General features: G+C 55.0%; 18 protein-coding genes. 15 read left to right on the plus strand and 3 right to left on the minus strand.

From position 1 onward, the window contains the following. Nucleotides 1-17: 17 nt before the first annotated feature. The 7 genes from astC to ves all read left to right on the plus strand — a co-directional run bounded on the left by astC (nucleotide 18) and on the right by ves (nucleotide 7,720). Nucleotides 18-1,238, plus strand: coding sequence for a succinylornithine/acetylornithine transaminase (astC, locus tag B3B59_RS02445; RefSeq protein ID WP_040076038.1), 1,221 nt, complete (start codon nucleotides 18-20; stop codon nucleotides 1,236-1,238). Then, the gene (gene astA, locus B3B59_RS02450) at nucleotides 1,235-2,269 is read left to right on the plus strand and encodes an arginine N-succinyltransferase (protein WP_040076037.1); all 1,035 of its coding nucleotides are present in this window, start codon (nucleotides 1,235-1,237) and stop codon (nucleotides 2,267-2,269) included. The genes astC and astA overlap by 4 nt, the downstream gene beginning before the upstream one ends. Continuing rightward, nucleotides 2,266-3,753 (plus strand): succinylglutamate-semialdehyde dehydrogenase, encoded by a 1,488-nt coding sequence (astD, locus tag B3B59_RS02455; protein ID WP_286808016.1) that lies wholly within the window; start codon nucleotides 2,266-2,268, stop codon nucleotides 3,751-3,753. The genes astA and astD overlap by 4 nt, the downstream gene beginning before the upstream one ends. Next, complete coding sequence (gene astB / locus B3B59_RS02460) at nucleotides 3,740-5,065, plus strand: N-succinylarginine dihydrolase (RefSeq protein WP_212477923.1); 1,326 nt, start codon at nucleotides 3,740-3,742, stop codon at nucleotides 5,063-5,065. Before astD ends, astB begins: the two co-directional genes overlap by 14 nt. A 10-nt stretch (nucleotides 5,066-5,075) precedes the next feature. Next, the gene (gene astE / locus B3B59_RS02465; RefSeq protein WP_286808017.1) at nucleotides 5,076-6,041 is read left to right on the plus strand and encodes a succinylglutamate desuccinylase; all 966 of its coding nucleotides are present in this window, start codon (nucleotides 5,076-5,078) and stop codon (nucleotides 6,039-6,041) included. Nucleotides 6,042-6,379: 338 nt separating this feature from the next. Beyond that, a complete protein-coding gene (gene spy / locus B3B59_RS02470) occupies nucleotides 6,380-6,868 on the plus strand; it encodes an ATP-independent periplasmic protein-refolding chaperone Spy (RefSeq protein ID WP_040076032.1) in 489 nt (162 codons plus the stop codon). Between the two features lie 294 nt (nucleotides 6,869-7,162). Further along, nucleotides 7,163-7,720 carry an environmental stress-induced protein Ves gene (gene ves / locus B3B59_RS02475; RefSeq protein WP_040076031.1) on the plus strand — a complete coding sequence of 186 codons (558 nt, stop codon included), beginning with the start codon at nucleotides 7,163-7,165 and terminating at the stop codon, nucleotides 7,718-7,720. On the opposite strand, the gene cho is transcribed toward ves, so the two are convergent. Continuing rightward, nucleotides 7,698-8,576, minus strand: a complete 879-nt coding sequence (gene cho, locus B3B59_RS02480) for an excinuclease Cho (protein ID WP_207293573.1) — start codon at nucleotides 8,574-8,576, stop codon at nucleotides 7,698-7,700. The genes ves and cho overlap by 23 nt on opposite strands. An 85-nt stretch (nucleotides 8,577-8,661) precedes the next feature. Further along, a complete protein-coding gene (gene nadE, locus B3B59_RS02485) occupies nucleotides 8,662-9,489 on the minus strand; it encodes an ammonia-dependent NAD(+) synthetase (protein WP_046885900.1) in 828 nt (275 codons plus the stop codon). A gap of 231 nt (nucleotides 9,490-9,720) precedes the next feature. Between nadE and osmE the strand changes: the two genes are divergently transcribed. The 7 genes from osmE to chbG all read left to right on the plus strand — a co-directional run bounded on the left by osmE (nucleotide 9,721) and on the right by chbG (nucleotide 15,560). After that, entirely contained in the window at nucleotides 9,721-10,065 is a 345-nt protein-coding gene (osmE, locus tag B3B59_RS02490) for an osmotically-inducible lipoprotein OsmE (RefSeq protein ID WP_040076027.1), read from the plus strand. 269 nt (nucleotides 10,066-10,334) lie between these two features. Beyond that, nucleotides 10,335-10,652, plus strand: coding sequence for a PTS N,N'-diacetylchitobiose transporter subunit IIB (gene chbB, locus B3B59_RS02495; RefSeq protein ID WP_040076026.1), 318 nt, complete (start codon nucleotides 10,335-10,337; stop codon nucleotides 10,650-10,652). Nucleotides 10,653-10,734: 82 nt separating this feature from the next. Further along, nucleotides 10,735-12,093: a PTS N,N'-diacetylchitobiose transporter subunit IIC gene (gene chbC / locus B3B59_RS02500; RefSeq protein WP_040076024.1), complete on the plus strand. Its 1,359-nt coding sequence runs from the start codon at nucleotides 10,735-10,737 to the stop codon at nucleotides 12,091-12,093. Between the two features lie 44 nt (nucleotides 12,094-12,137). Next, nucleotides 12,138-12,485 (plus strand): PTS N,N'-diacetylchitobiose transporter subunit IIA, encoded by a 348-nt coding sequence (chbA, locus tag B3B59_RS02505; RefSeq protein WP_040076023.1) that lies wholly within the window; start codon nucleotides 12,138-12,140, stop codon nucleotides 12,483-12,485. A gap of 2 nt (nucleotides 12,486-12,487) precedes the next feature. Continuing rightward, nucleotides 12,488-13,330, plus strand: a complete 843-nt coding sequence (gene chbR, locus B3B59_RS02510; RefSeq protein ID WP_072039513.1) for a transcriptional regulator ChbR — start codon at nucleotides 12,488-12,490, stop codon at nucleotides 13,328-13,330. 104 nt (nucleotides 13,331-13,434) lie between these two features. Beyond that, nucleotides 13,435-14,790 carry a 6-phospho-beta-glucosidase gene (locus tag B3B59_RS02515; RefSeq protein WP_286808018.1) on the plus strand — a complete coding sequence of 452 codons (1,356 nt, stop codon included), beginning with the start codon at nucleotides 13,435-13,437 and terminating at the stop codon, nucleotides 14,788-14,790. An 11-nt stretch (nucleotides 14,791-14,801) separates the two neighbouring features. Beyond that, nucleotides 14,802-15,560: a chitin disaccharide deacetylase gene (chbG, locus tag B3B59_RS02520; RefSeq protein ID WP_286808019.1), complete on the plus strand. Its 759-nt coding sequence runs from the start codon at nucleotides 14,802-14,804 to the stop codon at nucleotides 15,558-15,560. Nucleotides 15,561-15,596: 36 nt separating this feature from the next. Here chbG and katE read toward each other — a convergent pair whose 3' ends face one another. Beyond that, nucleotides 15,597-17,855, minus strand: coding sequence for a catalase HPII (katE, locus tag B3B59_RS02525; protein WP_286808020.1), 2,259 nt, complete (start codon nucleotides 17,853-17,855; stop codon nucleotides 15,597-15,599). Between the two features lie 199 nt (nucleotides 17,856-18,054). Between katE and cedA the strand changes: the two genes are divergently transcribed. Further along, nucleotides 18,055-18,309 carry a cell division activator CedA gene (gene cedA / locus B3B59_RS02530; protein ID WP_072039512.1) on the plus strand — a complete coding sequence of 85 codons (255 nt, stop codon included), beginning with the start codon at nucleotides 18,055-18,057 and terminating at the stop codon, nucleotides 18,307-18,309. The last annotated feature ends 6 nt before the right edge of the window (nucleotides 18,310-18,315 follow it).

Here is an 18,315-nt window from a genome sequence, read left to right on the forward strand (position 1 = left end):
TACCGGATGAGGTCGCTATGTCTCTGTCAATTACGCGTGAAAATTTCGATGAATGGATGATGCCGGTTTATGCGCCGGCGGCTTTTATTCCGGTGCGGGGAGAGGGTTCACGTCTGTGGGATCAGCAGGGTAAAGAGTATATCGACTTTGCCGGCGGGATTGCGGTTAACGCACTGGGCCATGCGCACCCGGCATTGCGTCAGACCCTGAACGAGCAGGCGGCCAGGTTTTGGCATACGGGAAATGGCTACACCAACGAGCCGGCGTTGCGTCTGGCGAAGAAGTTGATCGACGCCACCTTCGCGGAGAAAGTGTTCTTCTGTAACTCGGGGGCCGAAGCCAACGAGGCGGCGCTGAAGCTGGCGCGCAAATATGCCCACGACCACTTTGGCAGCCAGAAAAGCGGGATCGTCGCGTTCAAAAACGCGTTCCATGGCCGCACGCTATTTACCGTCAGTGCCGGCGGGCAGCCCTCTTATTCTCAGGATTTTGCCCCGTTGCCGCCGGACATTCGCCACGGCGTCTATAACGATCTGAACTCAGCCCGGGATCTGATCGACGACATGACCTGCGCGGTGATCGTTGAGCCGATGCAGGGGGAGGGGGGCGTGTTACCGGCAGACAAAGCGTTCCTGCAGGGGTTACGCGAACTCTGCGATCGTCACAACGCGGTGCTGATTTTCGATGAAGTACAGACCGGCGTCGGCCGTACCGGTGAGTTGTATGCCTATATGCACTACGGTGTAACGCCAGATGTACTCTCTACCGCCAAGGCGCTCGGCGGCGGCTTCCCGATTGGGGCGATGCTGACCACCAATAAATTCGCCAGCGTCATGGGCGTGGGGACGCATGGCACAACCTATGGCGGTAACCCACTGGCTACTGCGGTGGCCGGGCAGGTGCTGGATATTATCAATACGCCAGAGGTGTTGAATGGCGTGAAACAGCGTCATGACTGGTTTGTTGAGCGTCTCACGGCCATCAACAATCAGACCGGCCTCTTTAAGGAGATTCGTGGCCTTGGCCTGCTGATTGGCTGTGTGCTAACGGAGGAGTACGCCGGAAAAGCGAAATTGATTTCACAGGAAGCGGCGAAAGCAGGGGTCATGGTGTTAATTGCCGGGGCCAACGTGGTGCGTTTTGCCCCCGCGCTGATTGTGAGCACCGAAGAGGTGCAAACCGGGTTAGACCGGTTTGCGCAGGCCTGTGAACGCGTGAAGTCCGGGGTGTCATCATGATGGTTATCCGTCCCGTTGAGCGTGAGGATCTCCCTGCGCTCATGCAGCTTGCCGGTAAGACAGGCGGTGGGTTGACCTCGTTGCCTGCCGATGAACAGACGCTGTTGGCGCGTATCGAGCGTGCCATTCAAACCTGGCAAGGGACGGTGCCGAAAGGTGAACAGGGCTATGTCTTTGTGCTGGAAGAGTGCGAAACCGGCACCGTGGCAGGGATCTGCGCCATTGAAGTGGCGGTGGGGCTCAACGATCCCTGGTACAACTACCGCGTAGGCACCCTGGTTCATGCCTCGAAAGAGCTGAACGTCTATAACGCGCTGCCGACGCTATTTCTCAGTAACGATCACACCGGCAGCAGTGAACTTTGTACCTTGTTTCTGGATCCCGCCTGGCGCAAGGAGGGCAATGGCTACCTGCTCTCTAAATCGCGTTTTATGTTCATGGCGGCCTTCCGCGATCGCTTCAATGACAAAGTAGTGGCTGAGATGCGCGGTGTGATCGACGAAACGGGTTTCTCTCCGTTCTGGAAAAGCCTCGGCGAGCGCTTCTTTTCCATGGAATTCAGCCGCGCTGACTACCTGTGCGGCACCGGGCAAAAAGCCTTTATCGCTGAGTTGATGCCCAAACACCCGATCTATACCCACTTCCTTAGCGAAGAGGCGCAGGCGGTGATTGGCGAAGTGCATCCGCAAACCGCGCCGGCTCGTGCGGTGCTGGAAAAAGAGGGATTCCGCTACTGTAACTATGTGGACATTTTCGACGGCGGGCCAACGCTGGAGTGCGATATCGATCGGGTGCGCGCGATTCGTAAAAGTCGGCTGGTGGAGGTGGCAGAAGGCCAGCCTGCGCCGGGCGAGTGGCCAGCCTGTCTGGTCGCCAACGAACAGTATGACCATTTTCGCGCCACGCTGATTCGCGTGGATCCCGACTGCGAACGTCTGGTGCTCACCGCCGCGCAACTGGATGCCCTGAAATGCCACGCAGGCGACCGTATCCGCATGGTGCGTCTGTGTCCTGAGGAGAAAACAGCATGACTTTATGGATTAACGGCGACTGGATCACCGGCGCGGGAGAAAAACGCACGAAAACTAATCCGGTTGGACAAGAGACCCTCTGGCTGGGCAACGACGCCAGCCCGGAGCAGGTTGAGCAGGCCTGCCGTGCCGCCCGGGCGGCCTTCCCGGCATGGGCCAGGTTGCCCTTTAGCGCGCGCCAGAGCATTGCGGAAAAATTCGCCGGACTACTGGAAGCCAATAAAACTGAACTGACGAGCATCATTGCCCGCGAAACCGGGAAACCGCGCTGGGAAGCGGCCACTGAAATCACGGCGATGATCAATAAAGTGGCCATCTCGGTGAAGGCCTACCATACCCGTACTGGCGAGCAACGCACCGAGATGGCAGACGGCGCGGCAACCCTGCGCCATCGTCCTCATGGGGTGCTGGCAGTGTTCGGCCCCTATAACTTCCCCGGCCACCTGCCGAACGGACACATCGTTCCGGCGCTGTTGGCGGGTAACACCCTGATCTTCAAACCCAGTGAACTGACCCCCTGGACGGGCGAAGCGATGGTTAAACTGTGGGAGCAAGCCGGTTTGCCGCCGGGCGTGTTGAACCTTGTGCAGGGGGGGCGGGAAACGGGCCAGGCGCTGAGTGGCCTTCGCGACGTGGATGGCTTGCTGTTTACGGGCAGCGCCGGCACCGGGTATCAGCTGCACCGTCAGTTGGCAGGACAGCCGGAAAAAATTCTCGCGCTGGAGATGGGCGGCAATAACCCCCTGATCGTTGATGAGCCCGCCGATATTGATGCCGCCGTCCACCTTACCATTCAGTCCGCCTTTATTACGGCGGGCCAGCGCTGTACCTGCGCGCGTCGCCTGCTGGTAAAACGCGGTGCGCAGGGTGATGCGTTTCTGGCGCGCCTGGTAGAGGTATCGTCAACGCTGATACCCGGCGAGTGGGATGCTCTGGATCAGCCGTTTATTGGCGGCCTAATCTCTGAGCAGGCCGCTATACAGGTGTATAACGCCTGGCGCGAGCATGTTGCGAAGGGCGGGACCTCGTTACTGGATCCGCGACGGGTAAAAGCGGGTACCTCTTTCTTGACGCCAGCTATCGTCGAGATGAGCGGCGTGCAGAGCGTGGCGGATGAAGAGGTCTTTGGCCCCCTGCTGTGCGTCTGGCGTTATGACACCTTCGATGAAGCCATCGCCATGGCTAATGCCACCCGCTATGGCCTGTCGAGCGGGTTGATCTCCCCGGATCGTGAAAAGTTTGACCAGCTGTTGCTGGAAGCCCGGGCCGGGATCGTCAACTGGAACAAACCCCTTACCGGTGCCGCCAGTACCGCGCCGTTTGGCGGCGTGGGTGCCTCTGGCAACCATCGCGCCAGCGCCTGGTACGCCGCAGATTACTGCTCGTGGCCGATGGCGAGCCTGGAAACGGAAACCATCGCGCTGCCAGAGCAGCTCAATCCGGGCCTCGATTTTACACAGGGGAAGCGCCATGAAAGCGCGTGAAGTCAATTTTGACGGCCTGGTCGGGCTGACCCACCACTATGCCGGGCTCTCTTTTGGGAATGAAGCATCAACCAAACACCGTTTCCAGATCTCAAATCCTCGTCTGGCGGCGAAACAGGGGTTGCTCAAAATGAAAGCCCTGGCTGACGCCGGGTTTCCGCAGGGGGTGATCCCTCCTCATGAGCGGCCAAACGTGGCCGTTTTGCGCCAGCTTGGCTTCAGCGGGACTGACGAGCAGGTCGTAGAGAAAGCAGGCACTTTGTATCCGGATCTGCTCTCCGCCGCCAGTTCAGCGTCGGCGATGTGGGTGGCTAATGCTGCCACCGTGGCGCCCTCTGCCGATACGCTCGACGGCAAAGTGCATCTCACCGTGGCTAACCTCAATAACAAATTCCACCGCGCCACCGAAGCGCGAACCACTGAACAGTTGCTACGGTCGATTTTCCGCGACAGAACGCACTTTAGCGTTCATGACGCCCTGCCGCAGGTGGCGATGTTTGGAGACGAAGGGGCAGCCAACCATAACCGACTGGGAGGGGAGTATGGCGAACCGGGTATTCAGCTCTTCGTCTATGGCCGCGATGAATCCGGGTATGCCACTCCGTCACGCTATCCCGCTCGTCAGACCCTGGCGGCGAGCCAGGCGGTGGCCCGGCTGAATCAGGTCAATCCGGGTCAGCTGATTTTCGCCCAGCAAAATCCTGAGGTGATTGACCACGGGGTATTCCATAACGACGTGATTGCCGTCTCCAACCGTCAGGTACTGTTTTGCCACGAACAGGCGTTTGTGGATCAGCAGGCGCTGTTCGGGATCCTTCGCAGCCGCGTGCCGGGCTTTACCCCGCTGGAGGTGCCCACAAAGGCGGTCTCGGTCGCGGATGCCGTAGCCACCTATCTCTTTAACAGCCAGCTTTTGAGTAAAGACGACGGCAGCATGATGCTGGTGCTACCGCAGGAATCGCAACTTCATGCTGGCGTTTGGCATTACCTGAATACCTTGCTGGAAGGGGACAACCCCATCAGCGAATTGCGCGTATTTGACCTTCGCGAAAGCATGGCGAACGGCGGCGGCCCGGCATGCCTGCGGTTGCGGGTCGTCCTCACGCCAGAGCAACAGCAGGCGGTCAACCCGGCGGTGATGATGAATGAAACCCTGTTCAACACGCTTAATGACTGGGTGGATCGCTACTATCGCGATCGCTTAACCCAGGCCGATCTGGTTGATCCGCAATTATTGCGTGAAGGGCGCGAGGCGCTGGATGCCTTAACCCGAATTTTACAGCTCGGTTCGGTCTATCCGTTCCAGCAATAAAGGAGGCGAGATGGAAAACCTGTTGGCCCTGACGCTGGCGGCGGAGTTACCGGCCCAGCATGCGGGCACCGGCCCTTCGTTTCACTGGCGCTGGCTGGCGCCAGGCGTGGTGGAATTGACCCCTGAGACACAGAGCACGCGTTCGCTGGTGCTTTCGTCAGGGATCCATGGCAATGAGACGGCACCGGTTGAAATCGTCGATGCCTTACTTAGCGCCCTGTTCCGCGGCGAAATGATGCTGAGCTGTCGTCTGCTGGTGATCTTCGGCCATCCGCAGGCGCTGGTGGCGAATAAGCGCTATCTGGAGTGGGATATTAACCGCATGTTCGGTGGACGCTGGGCGCAGTTTCCGCCTGGGGAAGATGCCGCCCGGGCCCAGGTGCTGGAACAGTGTGTAGCTAAATTCTTTGCCGATGCAGGGGATGATCGCTGGCATCTGGATCTGCATACCGCGATCCGCGCCTCTTACCACGTGCGCTTTGGGGTGTTGCCCCAGCGGGACGCCCCCTGGGATGAGGCATTTCTGGGGTGGCTGGGGGATGCAGGGCTGGAGGCGCTGGTGTTCCATCAGACTCCGGGCGGAACCTTTACCCATTTCAGCTGTGAACGCTTTGGTGCGCTGGCCTGTACTTTGGAACTCGGGAAAGCCCTGCCGTTTGGGCATAACGATCTTCGCCTGTTTGCTGTCACTCAGCAGGCCCTGCAGGCACTATTAAGCGGAAAAACGCCGACCCGGCAGGCAGGCGAGGTGGAGCGTTATCGGGTGGTGCAACAAATCACCCGCCGCAGCGACGCCTTTCGCCTGCATATGGCGGCACATACGCTGAACTTTACCCCGTTTCGTCGGGGCGTGCTGCTGGCGGAAGATGGTGAGGAGCGCTACGAGGTGCAAAAGTCGACCGAGTATGTGCTCTTTCCAAACCCCTCGGTTGCCTTTGGGCTGCGCGCAGGATTAATGCTGGAAAAAATAAGCTGATAACGGCTGCCCCGAAAGGGGCGGTCATTCATCGTTGCGTTTATTTTGATTGATCTTTAATGCGCCAGATTTTTTATACGGATTATTCCTGGATAATTGCTTTATTATTAAACGCCATGCCGCTATACTTCTCCATAATTCCTTTAAAATCATTCATATGATTATTTTTGTTTCATCTCTCCACGGTTTATCCTTATTTCCTTCACAATTGAACAAATATTGTTTTTTACACTTTCACAGTTTTACTGTTGCTCTGATTTATTGACGATAAACCCCGTAAAGTTTATCTCGTCAACACGGCATAGCGCCGAAGAATAACTGAAAGAAAGGACAAGATTATGCGTAAATTAACTGCACTGTTTGTTGCTTCTACCCTGGCTCTGGGCGCTACCAGCATGGCGTTCGCAGCGGATACCGCCACAACGACCGCGGCGCCGACTGAAGGCAAAATGATGCACCATAAAGGCAAGCCGGGTATGCATCACGATATGATGTTTAAAGACCTGAATCTGACCGACGCGCAGAAACAGCAGGTGCGCGACATTATGAAAAGCCAGCGCGACCAGATGAAGCGTCCACCTCTGGAAGAGCGTCGCGCAATGCACGACATCATCGCCAGCGACTCCTTCGATAAAGCGAAAGCAGAAGCGCAGATCGATAAAATGGCCGAGCAGCACAAAGCCCGTATGCTGGCGCACATGGAAACCCAGAATAAGATCTACAACATTCTGACGCCTGAACAGAAAAAACAGTTCAATGCCAATTTTGAGAAGCGTCTGACAGAACGTCGCGCACCAGAAGGTAAAATGCCAGCACCTGCCGAATAATCGGCCCCCTACTTAAGACCGCCGGAGTCCTGTTCACAAAAGCGAATTCGCTGTGGACAGGTCCGGCGGTTTTTTTCTTTACCGCCCTCTTGTAAGCCGCCAGAAGCGCGGTATTCTCCTGTAACGGCTTGAATGTACTTACACTTATGGCCAGAAATTTTTCCTGACCAGCCTAAAATCTGTAAGCACGCTTGCCGATACTACGTCTGTAGTAAACCAACTAACGATAACAATCAATTCAGCGACCGTGGTAAACGGCCGCTCTGGTGCGTGTTGCGCCATTCAGGAGTGGTGATGGAGTTTTTCGATATCCGTAAAATGCCGGTCAATCTTTGGCGTAATGGCGCCGGAGAGACGCGAGAAATTTGTTGTTTGCCTCCGGCAACCCGTGACTTTACCTGGCGGGCCAGTATCGCGTCCATTGCCGGTAATGGTGAGTTCTCTCTCTTTCCGGGCGTTGACCGGGTCATTACGCTACTGGAAGGGGGGGAGGTCGCTCTCGATGGGGGCCATGCGTTTAACCACAGGCTACGTCGCCATCAACCCTTCAGCTTTGCAGGTGATACGCCGGTAAAAGCGAAGCTCACTGAAGGGCAGATGTCGATGGATTTCAATATTATGACCCGACGTGACCGCTGTCGGGCCAAAGTGCGGGTGGCCGATCGCACCTTTACGACCTTTGCCTCGCGCGGTGGCGTAGTCTTTGTCATCAGCGGCGCATGGCAGATGGGCGACAAGCTTCTGACCGCCGATCAGGGGGCATGGTGGCAGGAAGGCCGACATACCCTGCGTTTACTGAAGGACGAAGGCAAGCTGCTGTTTAGCGAAATTATTTGGCTACCCGGTCATTAAGGGGGGTGATCTCATAACTGCCGGAGAGCAGCGGTTTACAGAGGATCTTATACCCATCCTGATCGAACCCCGCAGGCGTGCGGAGCAACTCCGGCGCCTCGTCCAGCGAATTCACTGCGCCCAGCCAGAGCCAGTTGTGGATGATATGATAATGGGTCATCCCCTCTCGCGACTCTTTAAGCGCAATGGCACTGTCCCACGGCCAGCAGGTGACGCCAATGTTTTCCAGCCCCGTCAGCAGCCGTTGCTGATGATCCTCCACGCTCTCTTTGCCGCAGCAGGCACCCGCGCAGCGTTTTAGCGCTGAGCGAAAGCAGGCGCGCCCGCGGGTTAAGGACTCCAGCCCCAACAGGCCGTAACAGAGCTTCTCCGTATCGGCGAGGCTTTGCAGAGTTTGTAACGCCGCACGGCGGTTAGCAAAGAGGCCGTAGAGATTGGGCGTATGCGAGAAATCGACTTCACGGGCATATACCACCTGCGGTTTCCCCTCGCTGATATGCAGCGAGCAGAGCTGCCGGTTACGGCGCAGCCGTTTGTTAAAGAGCGGCTGCTGCTCTTTAATCAGGCGCGCTTCCAGCAGCAGCGCACCGAGCTCACCGGCGGTCTGCGTCCAGCTAATGCGCCGGGACTGACGTAACATCGCGGCCTCTTCCGGGGTACGCAGATGCGACAGGACCCGGCTGCGAATATTGACGCTTTTACCTATGTACAGCGGCATGGCATCGCTCTCGCCATGGAAAAAGTAAACGCCGGGCTGCTTGGGTAACGCTTCCAGCCATGGGCGCAAATGTTCGGGGTATTCATAGATGGCAGCCGCTTCAAATTCGAGACGCGGTGCGGATTGACGCCTGCTCACAACTTACTCCTGATACTGTTCAGGTATACAGTGTAGCAGCCTGTCGCTGGTTAAAAAAGAGGCGGCTTACGCCGCCTGCAGGAATTTATCGTTTCCAGAAGTCGTCAAATGGCGTGATAGGTGGGCGACGTTTATGCTCCGTCTTCACATACCAGCCTTCGATAATGCGCGCAGTTCCTTCGTCGAGAACCTTGCCTTCCAGATAATCATCAATATTCTCATAGGTTACGCCCAGCGCGGCTTCGTCCGGCAGGGAAGGGCGATCGTCTTCCAGATCGGCGGTTGGGGCTTTTTTGTACAGATGCTCCGGGCAGCCCAGTGCGGCCAGCAGCTGTTTACCCTGGCGCTTGTTAAGGCGGAACAGCGGGTTGATGTCCGTGCCGCCATCACCGTATTTGGTGAAGAAACCGGTCAGCGCTTCGGCGGCGTGGTCGGTCCCAACGACGATCCCTTTGGTCATACCGGCAATGCTGTACTGCGCTTTCATTCGCTCGCGGGCCTTTTCGTTACCGCGAACAAAATCGCTTAACTCAATACCTGCATCGCGCAGCGCTTTTTCACTGGCCAGAACCGATTCTTTAATATTGACGGTCAATACCCGATCCGGCTGGATAAAGTTGAGTGCATCCTGGCAATCCTGCTCATCGAATTGCACGCCATACGGCAGGCGTACGGCGATAAACTGCAGCGTGGCATCGCCGGTTTCATCACGCAATTCCGTGATGGCCTGCTGACTCAGTTTACCCGCCAGCGTGGAGTCCTGACCGCCGCTGATGCCCAGCACCAGGGTCTTAATGAAGGGGTAGGTTTTCAGATAGGTTTTCAGAAAATCGACGCTACGACGGATTTCATCATCCGCGTTGATCGTCGGTTTGACCCCGAGCGCTTGAATAATCTCTTGTTGCAGAGCCATTTAGCCCCTCCGTTTTGTGAATTCGCTTAATGAATGATTCGTTAAAATTACCCCGTCAGGCGTAAAACGACAAGGATCCCTGTTATCACTGTGGCAAAAGCACGCGATTTTGCTGCTAATCGCTGTTTTATTAGAATTTTCCTAAAAAGCCGCGCTGGGCTGTCCGGGGTTGAAAAAAGTAATTTTATATTCCAGGCTTATCTAACACGCTGATAAACAAGAGGACGGAATATGAACAAGAACATCGCAGGAATGTTGGGTGCAGCGGCGGTACTGACTATGCTGGCAGGCTGTACGGCGTATGACCGTACAACGGACCAGTTCACACAGCCTGTTGTTAAAGACGTTAAGAAAGGGATGAGCCGTGCGCAGGTTGCGCAGGTAGCCGGCAAACCTTCTTCAGAAGTTTCAATGATTCATGCACGCGGTACTTGCCAGACTTACATCCTGGGTCAACGTAATGGTAAAGCAGAAACTTACTTTGTTGCCCTGGACGATACCGGTCACGTGATCAATTCGGGCTACCAGACCTGTGCGGAATACGATACTGACCCGCAGGCTCCTAAAGCCCAGTAAGGCACTCTCCTTAGCTCTGATACAAACCGGCCACTGCGCCGGTTTTTTTACATCCCGCCGACGCTTAATTCTCCACGCGAATTATTTGCCTGAAATGTGAAGGTAATCATTACGCCAGGTCAATGAGAGACAATTATAAACCTCTTAGGATTATTACCGGCATAGCGGTTGCCGTATACTCATGTCATACCGAAACGTCAACGATACACCGAGGAAAGTGGAGGCTGGCGTTGTCACCCATCGGGTAGCCATATAAGAGGGAAGTTGGGATGGAAAAGAAACACATCTATCTGTTTTGTTCTGCGGGCATGTCAACGTCACTGTTAGTGTCAAAAATGCGTGCGCAGGCGGAGAAGTACGAAGTACCGGTCATCATCGAAGCATTTCCGGAGACCCTGGCAGGCGAGAAGGGCGTTAACGCCGATGTCGTTCTGCTCGGCCCGCAAATTGCTTATATGCTGCCAGAAATCCAGCGTTTATTACCCAATAAGCCGGTAGAAGTGATCGACTCTGCGCTGTACGGCAAAGTTGATGGTTTAGGTGTACTTAAAGCTGCCGTTGCAGCGATTAAAAAAGCTGCAAATTAAAATTTTATTTTTTTCCCGTCAAAGAGCAATTTCACACTCACTTACGCCGCAATTTTATTGCGGCATTTAAGGGTATTTTTCTATGAGTAGAGTCATTGGTGCACTTGAAAAGGTACTCCTTCCTTTTGCAGTTAAAATAGGAAAGCAACCCCATGTCAACGCCATCAAAAACGGTTTTATTAAATTAATGCCGTTAACGCTGGCCGGTGCCATGTTCGTTTTAATTAATAACGTTTTTCTAAGTTTTGGCGATGGCTCATTTTTCTACTCATTAGGTGTTCGGTTAGACCCCTCAACCATTGAAACGTTAAATGGTTTCAAAGCCATCGGCGGCAATGTATATAACGGTACGCTGGGTATTATGTCGCTGATGGCCCCTTTTTTTATTGGGATGGCGCTGGCTGAAGAGCGTAAAGTGGACTCGCTGGCGGCGGGGCTGTTATCTGTTGCTGCCTTTATGACCGTCACGCCCTATAGCGTTGGTGAAGCCTATGCGGTAGGCGCGAACTGGCTGGGTGGCGCCAATATTATCTCCGGTATTGTCATCGGGCTGGTGGTTGCGGAACTCTTTACCTTTATTATTCGTCGTAACTGGGTCATTAGATTACCCGATAGCGTGCCGGCGTCGGTGTCACGCTCCTTCTCTGCGCTGATCCCGGGCTTCATCATTCTTTCTATAATGGGCACCCTTGCCTGGGCGTTGTCGCACTGGGGGACGAACTTCCACCAGATCATCATGGATACTATCTCCACGCCGCTGGCATCGATGGGCGGTGTAGTCGGCTGGGCTTACGTTATTTTCACCTCGTTGCTGTGGTTCTTTGGCGTGCATGGCTCGCTGGCGCTGGCGGCACTCGACAGCGGTATCATGACCCCGTGGGCGCTGGAGAACGTGGCGCTGTATCAGCAGTATGGCTCCGTGGATGCGGCACTGGCAGCCGGGAAAACCTTCCATGTATGGGCGAAACCGATGCTCGACTCCTACATCTTCCTGGGGGGCACCGGTGCTACGCTTGGCCTGATCATCGCGGTCTTTATCACTTCACGCCGCGCTGACCATCGTCAGGTGGCGAAACTGGCGCTGCCATCCGGGATCTTCCAGATTAACGAGCCGATTCTGTTTGGTCTGCCGATCATTATGAACCCGGTGATGTTTATTCCCTTTATCCTGGTTCAGCCGCTGCTGGCGGCCATCACCCTGACCGCCTACTACTTAGGTATTATCCCACCGGTGACCAATATCGCGCCGTGGACGATGCCCGCTGGTCTGGGTGCGTTCTTCAACACCAACGGCAGCGTAGCGGCCTTCCTGTTGGCGATGTTTAACCTTGGGGTGGCAACCCTGCTTTATATGCCGTTCGTGGCCATTGCCAACAAAGCGCAGACCACCATTGATGAAGAAGAGAGCGAAGAAGAGATCGCCCTCGCACTGAAATTCTGATGTCGACTGGCGCGGGGTAACTCGCGCCTGTAAAGGAGAAGAGCATGTTTGATTTGGATAACGTCGTGGCAGAAGAGGCCGTTGAAAACGATCTGGAAGAGGTGGTGATGGGCCTCATTATCAACTCAGGGCAAGCGCGCAGCCTGGCGTATGCCGCATTGAAGCAGGCTAAGCAGGGCGATTTTGCCGCTGCGCGTGCGATGATGGACCAGTCCCGCCTGGCGTTGAATGAAGCGCATCTGGTACAAACTAAACTGATTGAAGGCGATCAGGGTGAAGGTAAAATGAAAGTGAGCCTGGTGCTGGTACATGCCCAGGATCATCTGATGACCTCTATGCTTGCCCGCGAGCTGGTCACCGAACTCATCGATCTTCACGAAAAAATTCAGTAAGTATGGACAGGCAGGAGGTCAGCGCGATGGAGATCAAAACCGCACGTGAGCAGCAACTGTTCAATGGCAAAAATTTTCACGTGTTCATCTACAACAAGGTTGAGAGCATCAGTGGTTTGCATCAGCATGACTACTATGAATTCACCATTGTGCTGACTGGCCGTTACTATCAGGAGATCAACGGCAAGCGGGTATTACTGGAGCGCGGTGATTTTGTTTTTATCCCGATGGGCTCACATCACCAGAGCTTCTACGATTTTGGCGCCACGCGTATTCTCAACGTGGGGATCAGCAAGCGCTTTTTCGAAACGCATTACCTGCCGCTTCTGCCGTTCTGCTTTGTTGCCTCGCAGATTTATCACATCAAAGCAGAGTTCCTGACCTGGATCGAAACGGTGATTGCATCGCTAAATTTTCGCGACAGTGAATTTGATGAGTTTATCGAAACCGTCACCTTTTACGTCATCAACCGCCTGCGCCACCATCGCGAAGAGCAGCAGGTGGCGGATGATATTCCCCAGTGGCTGCGCACCACCGTAGAGGTGATGCACGATAAACTCAAGTTTGGCGAAAACGCGCTGGAAAATATGGTGCAACTCTCCGGTAAATCACAAGAATATCTCACCCGTGCGACTCAGCGCTATTATCGTAAGACGCCGGTGCAGATTATTAATGAAATTCGCATTAATTTCGCCAAGAAGCAGCTGGAAATAACCAACTACTCAGTGACGGATATTGCTTATGAGTCGGGTTATAGTAGTCCCAGTCTGTTTATAAAGACGTTTAAAAAATTCACCTCATTTACACCTAATAGCTATCGCAAAAACCTGACGGTAATCAATTAGACGCCGGCGGATCTGCCGCCGGGAATATCGATTTCAAAAACTTGCCCATAACTGGTGGGAAGGGAGCGCTATACTTAACGGGCGGCTCTCCCAGGGAGAATAATATGCAGAAGAAATTAAAAGTAGTTACGATCGGCGGCGGCAGCAGTTATACCCCGGAATTACTTGAAGGCTTTATTAAGCGTTACCACGAACTGCCGGTCAGTGAATTATGGCTAGTCGATGTGGAAGAGGGGCAGGAGAAGCTGGATATTATTTTCGACCTCTGCCAGCGGATGGTGAAAAAAGCTGGCGTACCTATGACGGTGCATAAAACGCTGGATCGCCGTGAGGCACTAAAAGACGCTGACTTCGTCACCACCCAGTTGCGCGTAGGCCAGCTCAAAGCGCGTGAGCTGGACGAGCGTCTGCCGCTGAGTTACGGCTACCTGGGACAAGAGACCAACGGTGCGGGCGGTCTGTTCAAGGGGCTGCGCACTATTCCGGTGGTCTTCGACATCATCAAAGATGTGCAGGCGATCTGCCCGAACGCGTGGGTGATTAACTTTACCAATCCGGCCGGCATGGTCACCGAGGCGGTCTATCGTCATACCGATTTCAAACGCTTTATTGGTGTCTGTAATATTCCCATCGGTATGAAGATGTTTATACGCGACGTGCTGGCGCTTGAGGAGAGCGATGCGCTCTCTATCGACCTCTTTGGTCTGAACCATATGGTCTTTATCCGCGATGTGCTGGTAAACGGGCAGTCGCGCTTTGCCGAGCTGCTGGATGGCGTAGCCAGCGGCAATCTTAAGGCTGCCTCGGTGAAAAATATCTTCGACCTGCCGTTCAGCGAAGGGCTGATTCGCTCCCTGAATCTGCTGCCTTGCTCGTATCTGCTCTACTACTTCAAGCAGAAAGAGATGCTGGCCATCGAAATGGGCGAGTACTACAAAGGCGGGGCACGTGCGCAGGTGGTGCAGAAGGTCGAAAAACAGCTGTTCGAGCTGTATAAAGATCCGCAACTGAACATTAAGCCGAAAGAGCTGGAGCAGCGCGGCGGCGCCTATTACTCCGACGCGGCCTGCGAAGTGATCAAAGCTATCTATAACGATAAGCAGGCCGAACATTACGTGAACATTCCGCATCATGGTCACGTTGAAAATATTCCGGCCGACTGGGCGGTAGAAATGACCTGCATCCTGGGGCGTGACGGCGCAAAACCGCACCCACGTATCACCCGCTTCGACGATAAAGTGATGGGGCTTATTCACACCATCAAGGGCTTTGAAGTGGCGGCAAGCCAGGCGGCGCTGAGTGGCGAGTTTAACGATGTGCTACTGGCGATGAACCTCAGCCCGCTGGTGCACTCGGATCGCGATGCTGAAAAACTGGCACGTGATATGATTCTGGCCCATGAAAAATGGCTGCCAAATTTTGCGACAACCATCGATAAGCTCAAGAGCGAACAGCATTAAGAGGGCATGCAATGGAAAATCTGCTGATCGTCAACGCCGATGATTTTGGTCTGTCGAAAGGGCAGAACTACGGCATCGTGGAAGCCTGCCGGCATGGCGTGGTGACCTCTACCACCGCCATGATGAATGCTGAGGCAATTGAGCACGCCGTTGCCCTGAGTCGTGACCTGCCTGCTTTGGGCGTCGGGATGCACTTCGTCCTGACGTTAGGCAGGCCCCTGACCGCAATGCCTGGCCTGGCGCGCGAAGGGGTGCTTGGAAAATGGATCTGGGAAATGGCTGAGCAGGGCGGCCTGCCGCTTGAGGAGATTGCCAAAGAGCTGGAGTGTCAGTTCAACCGCTTTGTCGATCTCTTCGGTCGTTTGCCGACGCATATCGACAGCCACCACCATGTGCACATGATCCCGGCGATTTTCCCGCTGGTGGCTGAATTTGCCCGCCGTAAAGGGGTGGCGATGCGGGTGGATCGTCAGGAGGCCGCCTTTAAAGCGACGTTGCTTGCGTTGCCGCCGACTACCGACGGCTTCAGCAGCGCGTTCTATGGCGATGCCATCGACGAGGCGCTGTTCTTGCAAACGCTTGATGATTCGGCGCAGCAGGGGGAGCGAAGTCTGGAGATGATGGCGCATCCGGCCCTGATCGACAATACTCTGCGTAAAAGCGCCTATTGCTGGCCGCGACTGGATGAGCTGGAGGTATTGACCTCGGCGTCACTGAAAAATGCGATTGCCGAGCGGGGATATCGACTGGGAACCTTTAACGACTTGTAAAAAACAAAGCCGGGTGGCATCACCACCCGGCTCTTTTTATGCCGGAATAGCGGCTATCTTGTTGCTACGTGACCAGACACGGTGCGCGGCCAGCAGATTCAAAAGCTGATCGGTGAAGGCGCTATCTGCGCTGTCACCTTCCACAATGCCCTCTTCACCCTGATCCGCAACCTTAAGCAGCGCTTTAAACTGTCGCGCATCGCCCGCCAGCGCGATAGGTTTAAGATGCTTATAGGCCTCCAGCAGGTAATATTGCGCATCGCCATTATTCAACAGGCTTTGAATATCACCACATGGCACCACCACGGCATCTACCGTCAAGGAAGGCGCACCGGCAAAGGTCGCGGCTATCGGCAGGGTAGAGCCGTCGTCAGCCGTCACTTCACCCATGCGGGCGTAGAGCAGCTTTGCGTGAACCCCCCGGGACTTGAGGGCCTGTAACACCGCCAGTAGATCCGACGAACGGGTTTTATCATTCAGCAGTACGCCAACCACACGACCTTTAATATCGCCGCCCGGCACCGCATAAAGGCTGAGGCTGGGATCTTTTTTCAGGTTGTTGACGTCCTTCGGCGGCGCAATGTTGCGCTGTGCTTCAGTGAGGGTTATCCCCAGATTTTCAGCGACCCCCTGGGCAAGCGTGATATCAATGTGGGCCAGCTGATCCACGACCCGCTCCCGGATATAGGCCCGAACCACCTTGCTCAGCTCGAAACTGAAGGCACCAATAATATGCTGCTGCTCTACCGGCGTTTGACTCTGCCAGAAGAGGCGAGGGTGGGCATAATATTCGCCAAAGGAGGGGCTGCGCTCACGCACTTTATGACCCTCAACGCGCTCCTGATATGACTCGAAGCCGCCGCGTTTTGGGCCTGGAGGGGTTTCGCGCGGCCAGTTATCGTTAATCGAGTTCGGTTCATAGTTGGCCGGGTTGGTATCGATATCCTGACGGTGCATGCCATCGCGCTGGAAGTTGTGATACGGGCAGGTCGGGCGATTAATCGGGATCTCGTGGAAGTTAGGTCCACCCAGGCGGCTGATCTGCGTATCGGTATAGGAGAACAGACGCCCCTGCAAAAGCGGGTCGTTAGTGAAGTCCAGCCCCGGTACGATGTGGCCAGGATGGAAAGCAGCCTGTTCGTTTTCGGCGAAGAAGTTATCCGGGTTGCGGTTGAGGACCATTTTGCCGACGCGTTGCACCGGCACCAGCTCTTCAGGAATCAGCTTGGTAGGATCCAGCAGGTCAAAATCATATTTGAATTCATCTTCTTCCGGGATGAGCTGGAAGCCCAGTTCATACTCCGGATAATCGCCCGCTTCGATGGCTTCCCACAATTCACGGCGATGGAAATCCGGATCGCGCCCCGTCAGTTTTTGCGCCTCATCCCAGACCAGAGAGGCTTTACCCGCTACGGGCTTCCAGTGGAAACGAACAAACGTGGCTTTACCTTCGGCGTTAATCAGCCGGAAGGTGTGGATGCCAAAACCTTCCATGGTGCGATAGCTACGCGGGATACCGCGATCGGACATCGCCCACATCACGTTGTGCAGGGTTTCCGGCTGCAGGGAAACATAATCCCAGAAGGTGTCATGGGCGCTCTGTCCCTGGGGAATGGCCCAGTGTGGCTCGGGTTTAACGGCATGGACGAAGTCGGGAAACTTATGCGCGTCCTGAATAAAGAAGATCGGCGTGTTGTTGCCCACCAGGTCAAAGATACCCTCGTCGGTATAAAATTTGGTGGCGAACCCGCGGATATCACGCACCGTATCGGCGGAGCCTGCACCGCCCTGTACCGTTGAAAATCGTACGAATACCGGGGTGATCTTATCGGGTTCAGAGAGAAAATCCGCTTTGGTCAGGTCGCTCAGGCTTTTATAGGGCTGGAAATAACCGTGCGCTGCCGAGCCGCGCGCATGCACGATACGCTCCGGAATGCGCTCGTGGTCGAAATGGGTGATCTTCTCGCGCAGGATAAAATCTTCCAGCAGCGTGGGGCCGCGGCTACCGGCGCGCAGGGAGTTTTGATCGTCGGCGATACGTACGCCCTGATTGGTCGTTAGCGGAAAGTTCTCGCCATTTTTACGCTGGCACTCCAGCGCGTTGAGCTTTTCGTTACCCGAGTGCGGTGCCTTCAGGCTCCCTGGCGCAGTGGGTTGTTCTCCTGGTGCGGTTGGGGCAGCCGTGGGCCGGTGAGAGCCGTCCTCCGGCGCCAGCGAGTCCAGTCCGGGTTTTGCTTCGTTTTCGTTGTGAACTGGAGATTGATGGGGTTTATGGGGATTATCATTCTGCGACATTACTCTCGTCTCCTGTTTTCATTGCTGAAAAGCCTTTTTTATTGGCATCAAAACCTATTAACTATAGAACAAGAGGCGTAATAATCCCGGTTAGAGCGTGATATCTCGCTGTTCAAGTGGGAGTAAAAGGCACGCAAGGCACGACGCAGGAGGGGCAATCAGCTATGATAGGATTTTACTGATTCTTGAATTTGCTTTAGTGAACCAGTCGCTTATGAAACCACTTCGCCAACAAAACCGTCCTGTCATTAGCTACGTACCCCGCGTGGAACCCGCCCCGCCTGACCATGCCACTAAAATGGAGGGGTTTCGTGATGTCTGGCTATTGCGCGGCAAATATGTGGCGTTTGTGCTGATGGGGGAGCATTTTCGTCGTTCCCCACCGTTTACCGTGCCAGAGTCGGCCCAGCGCTGGGCGACACAGGTACGTCAGGAAAATGAGTTAAAAGAGTAGCCATAA

The sequence above is a fragment of the Leclercia sp. UBA2479 genome, assembly GCF_002341985.1.
In the GTDB taxonomy this organism is placed as follows: Bacteria; Pseudomonadota; Gammaproteobacteria; order Enterobacterales; family Enterobacteriaceae; genus Enterobacter; species Enterobacter pneumoniae.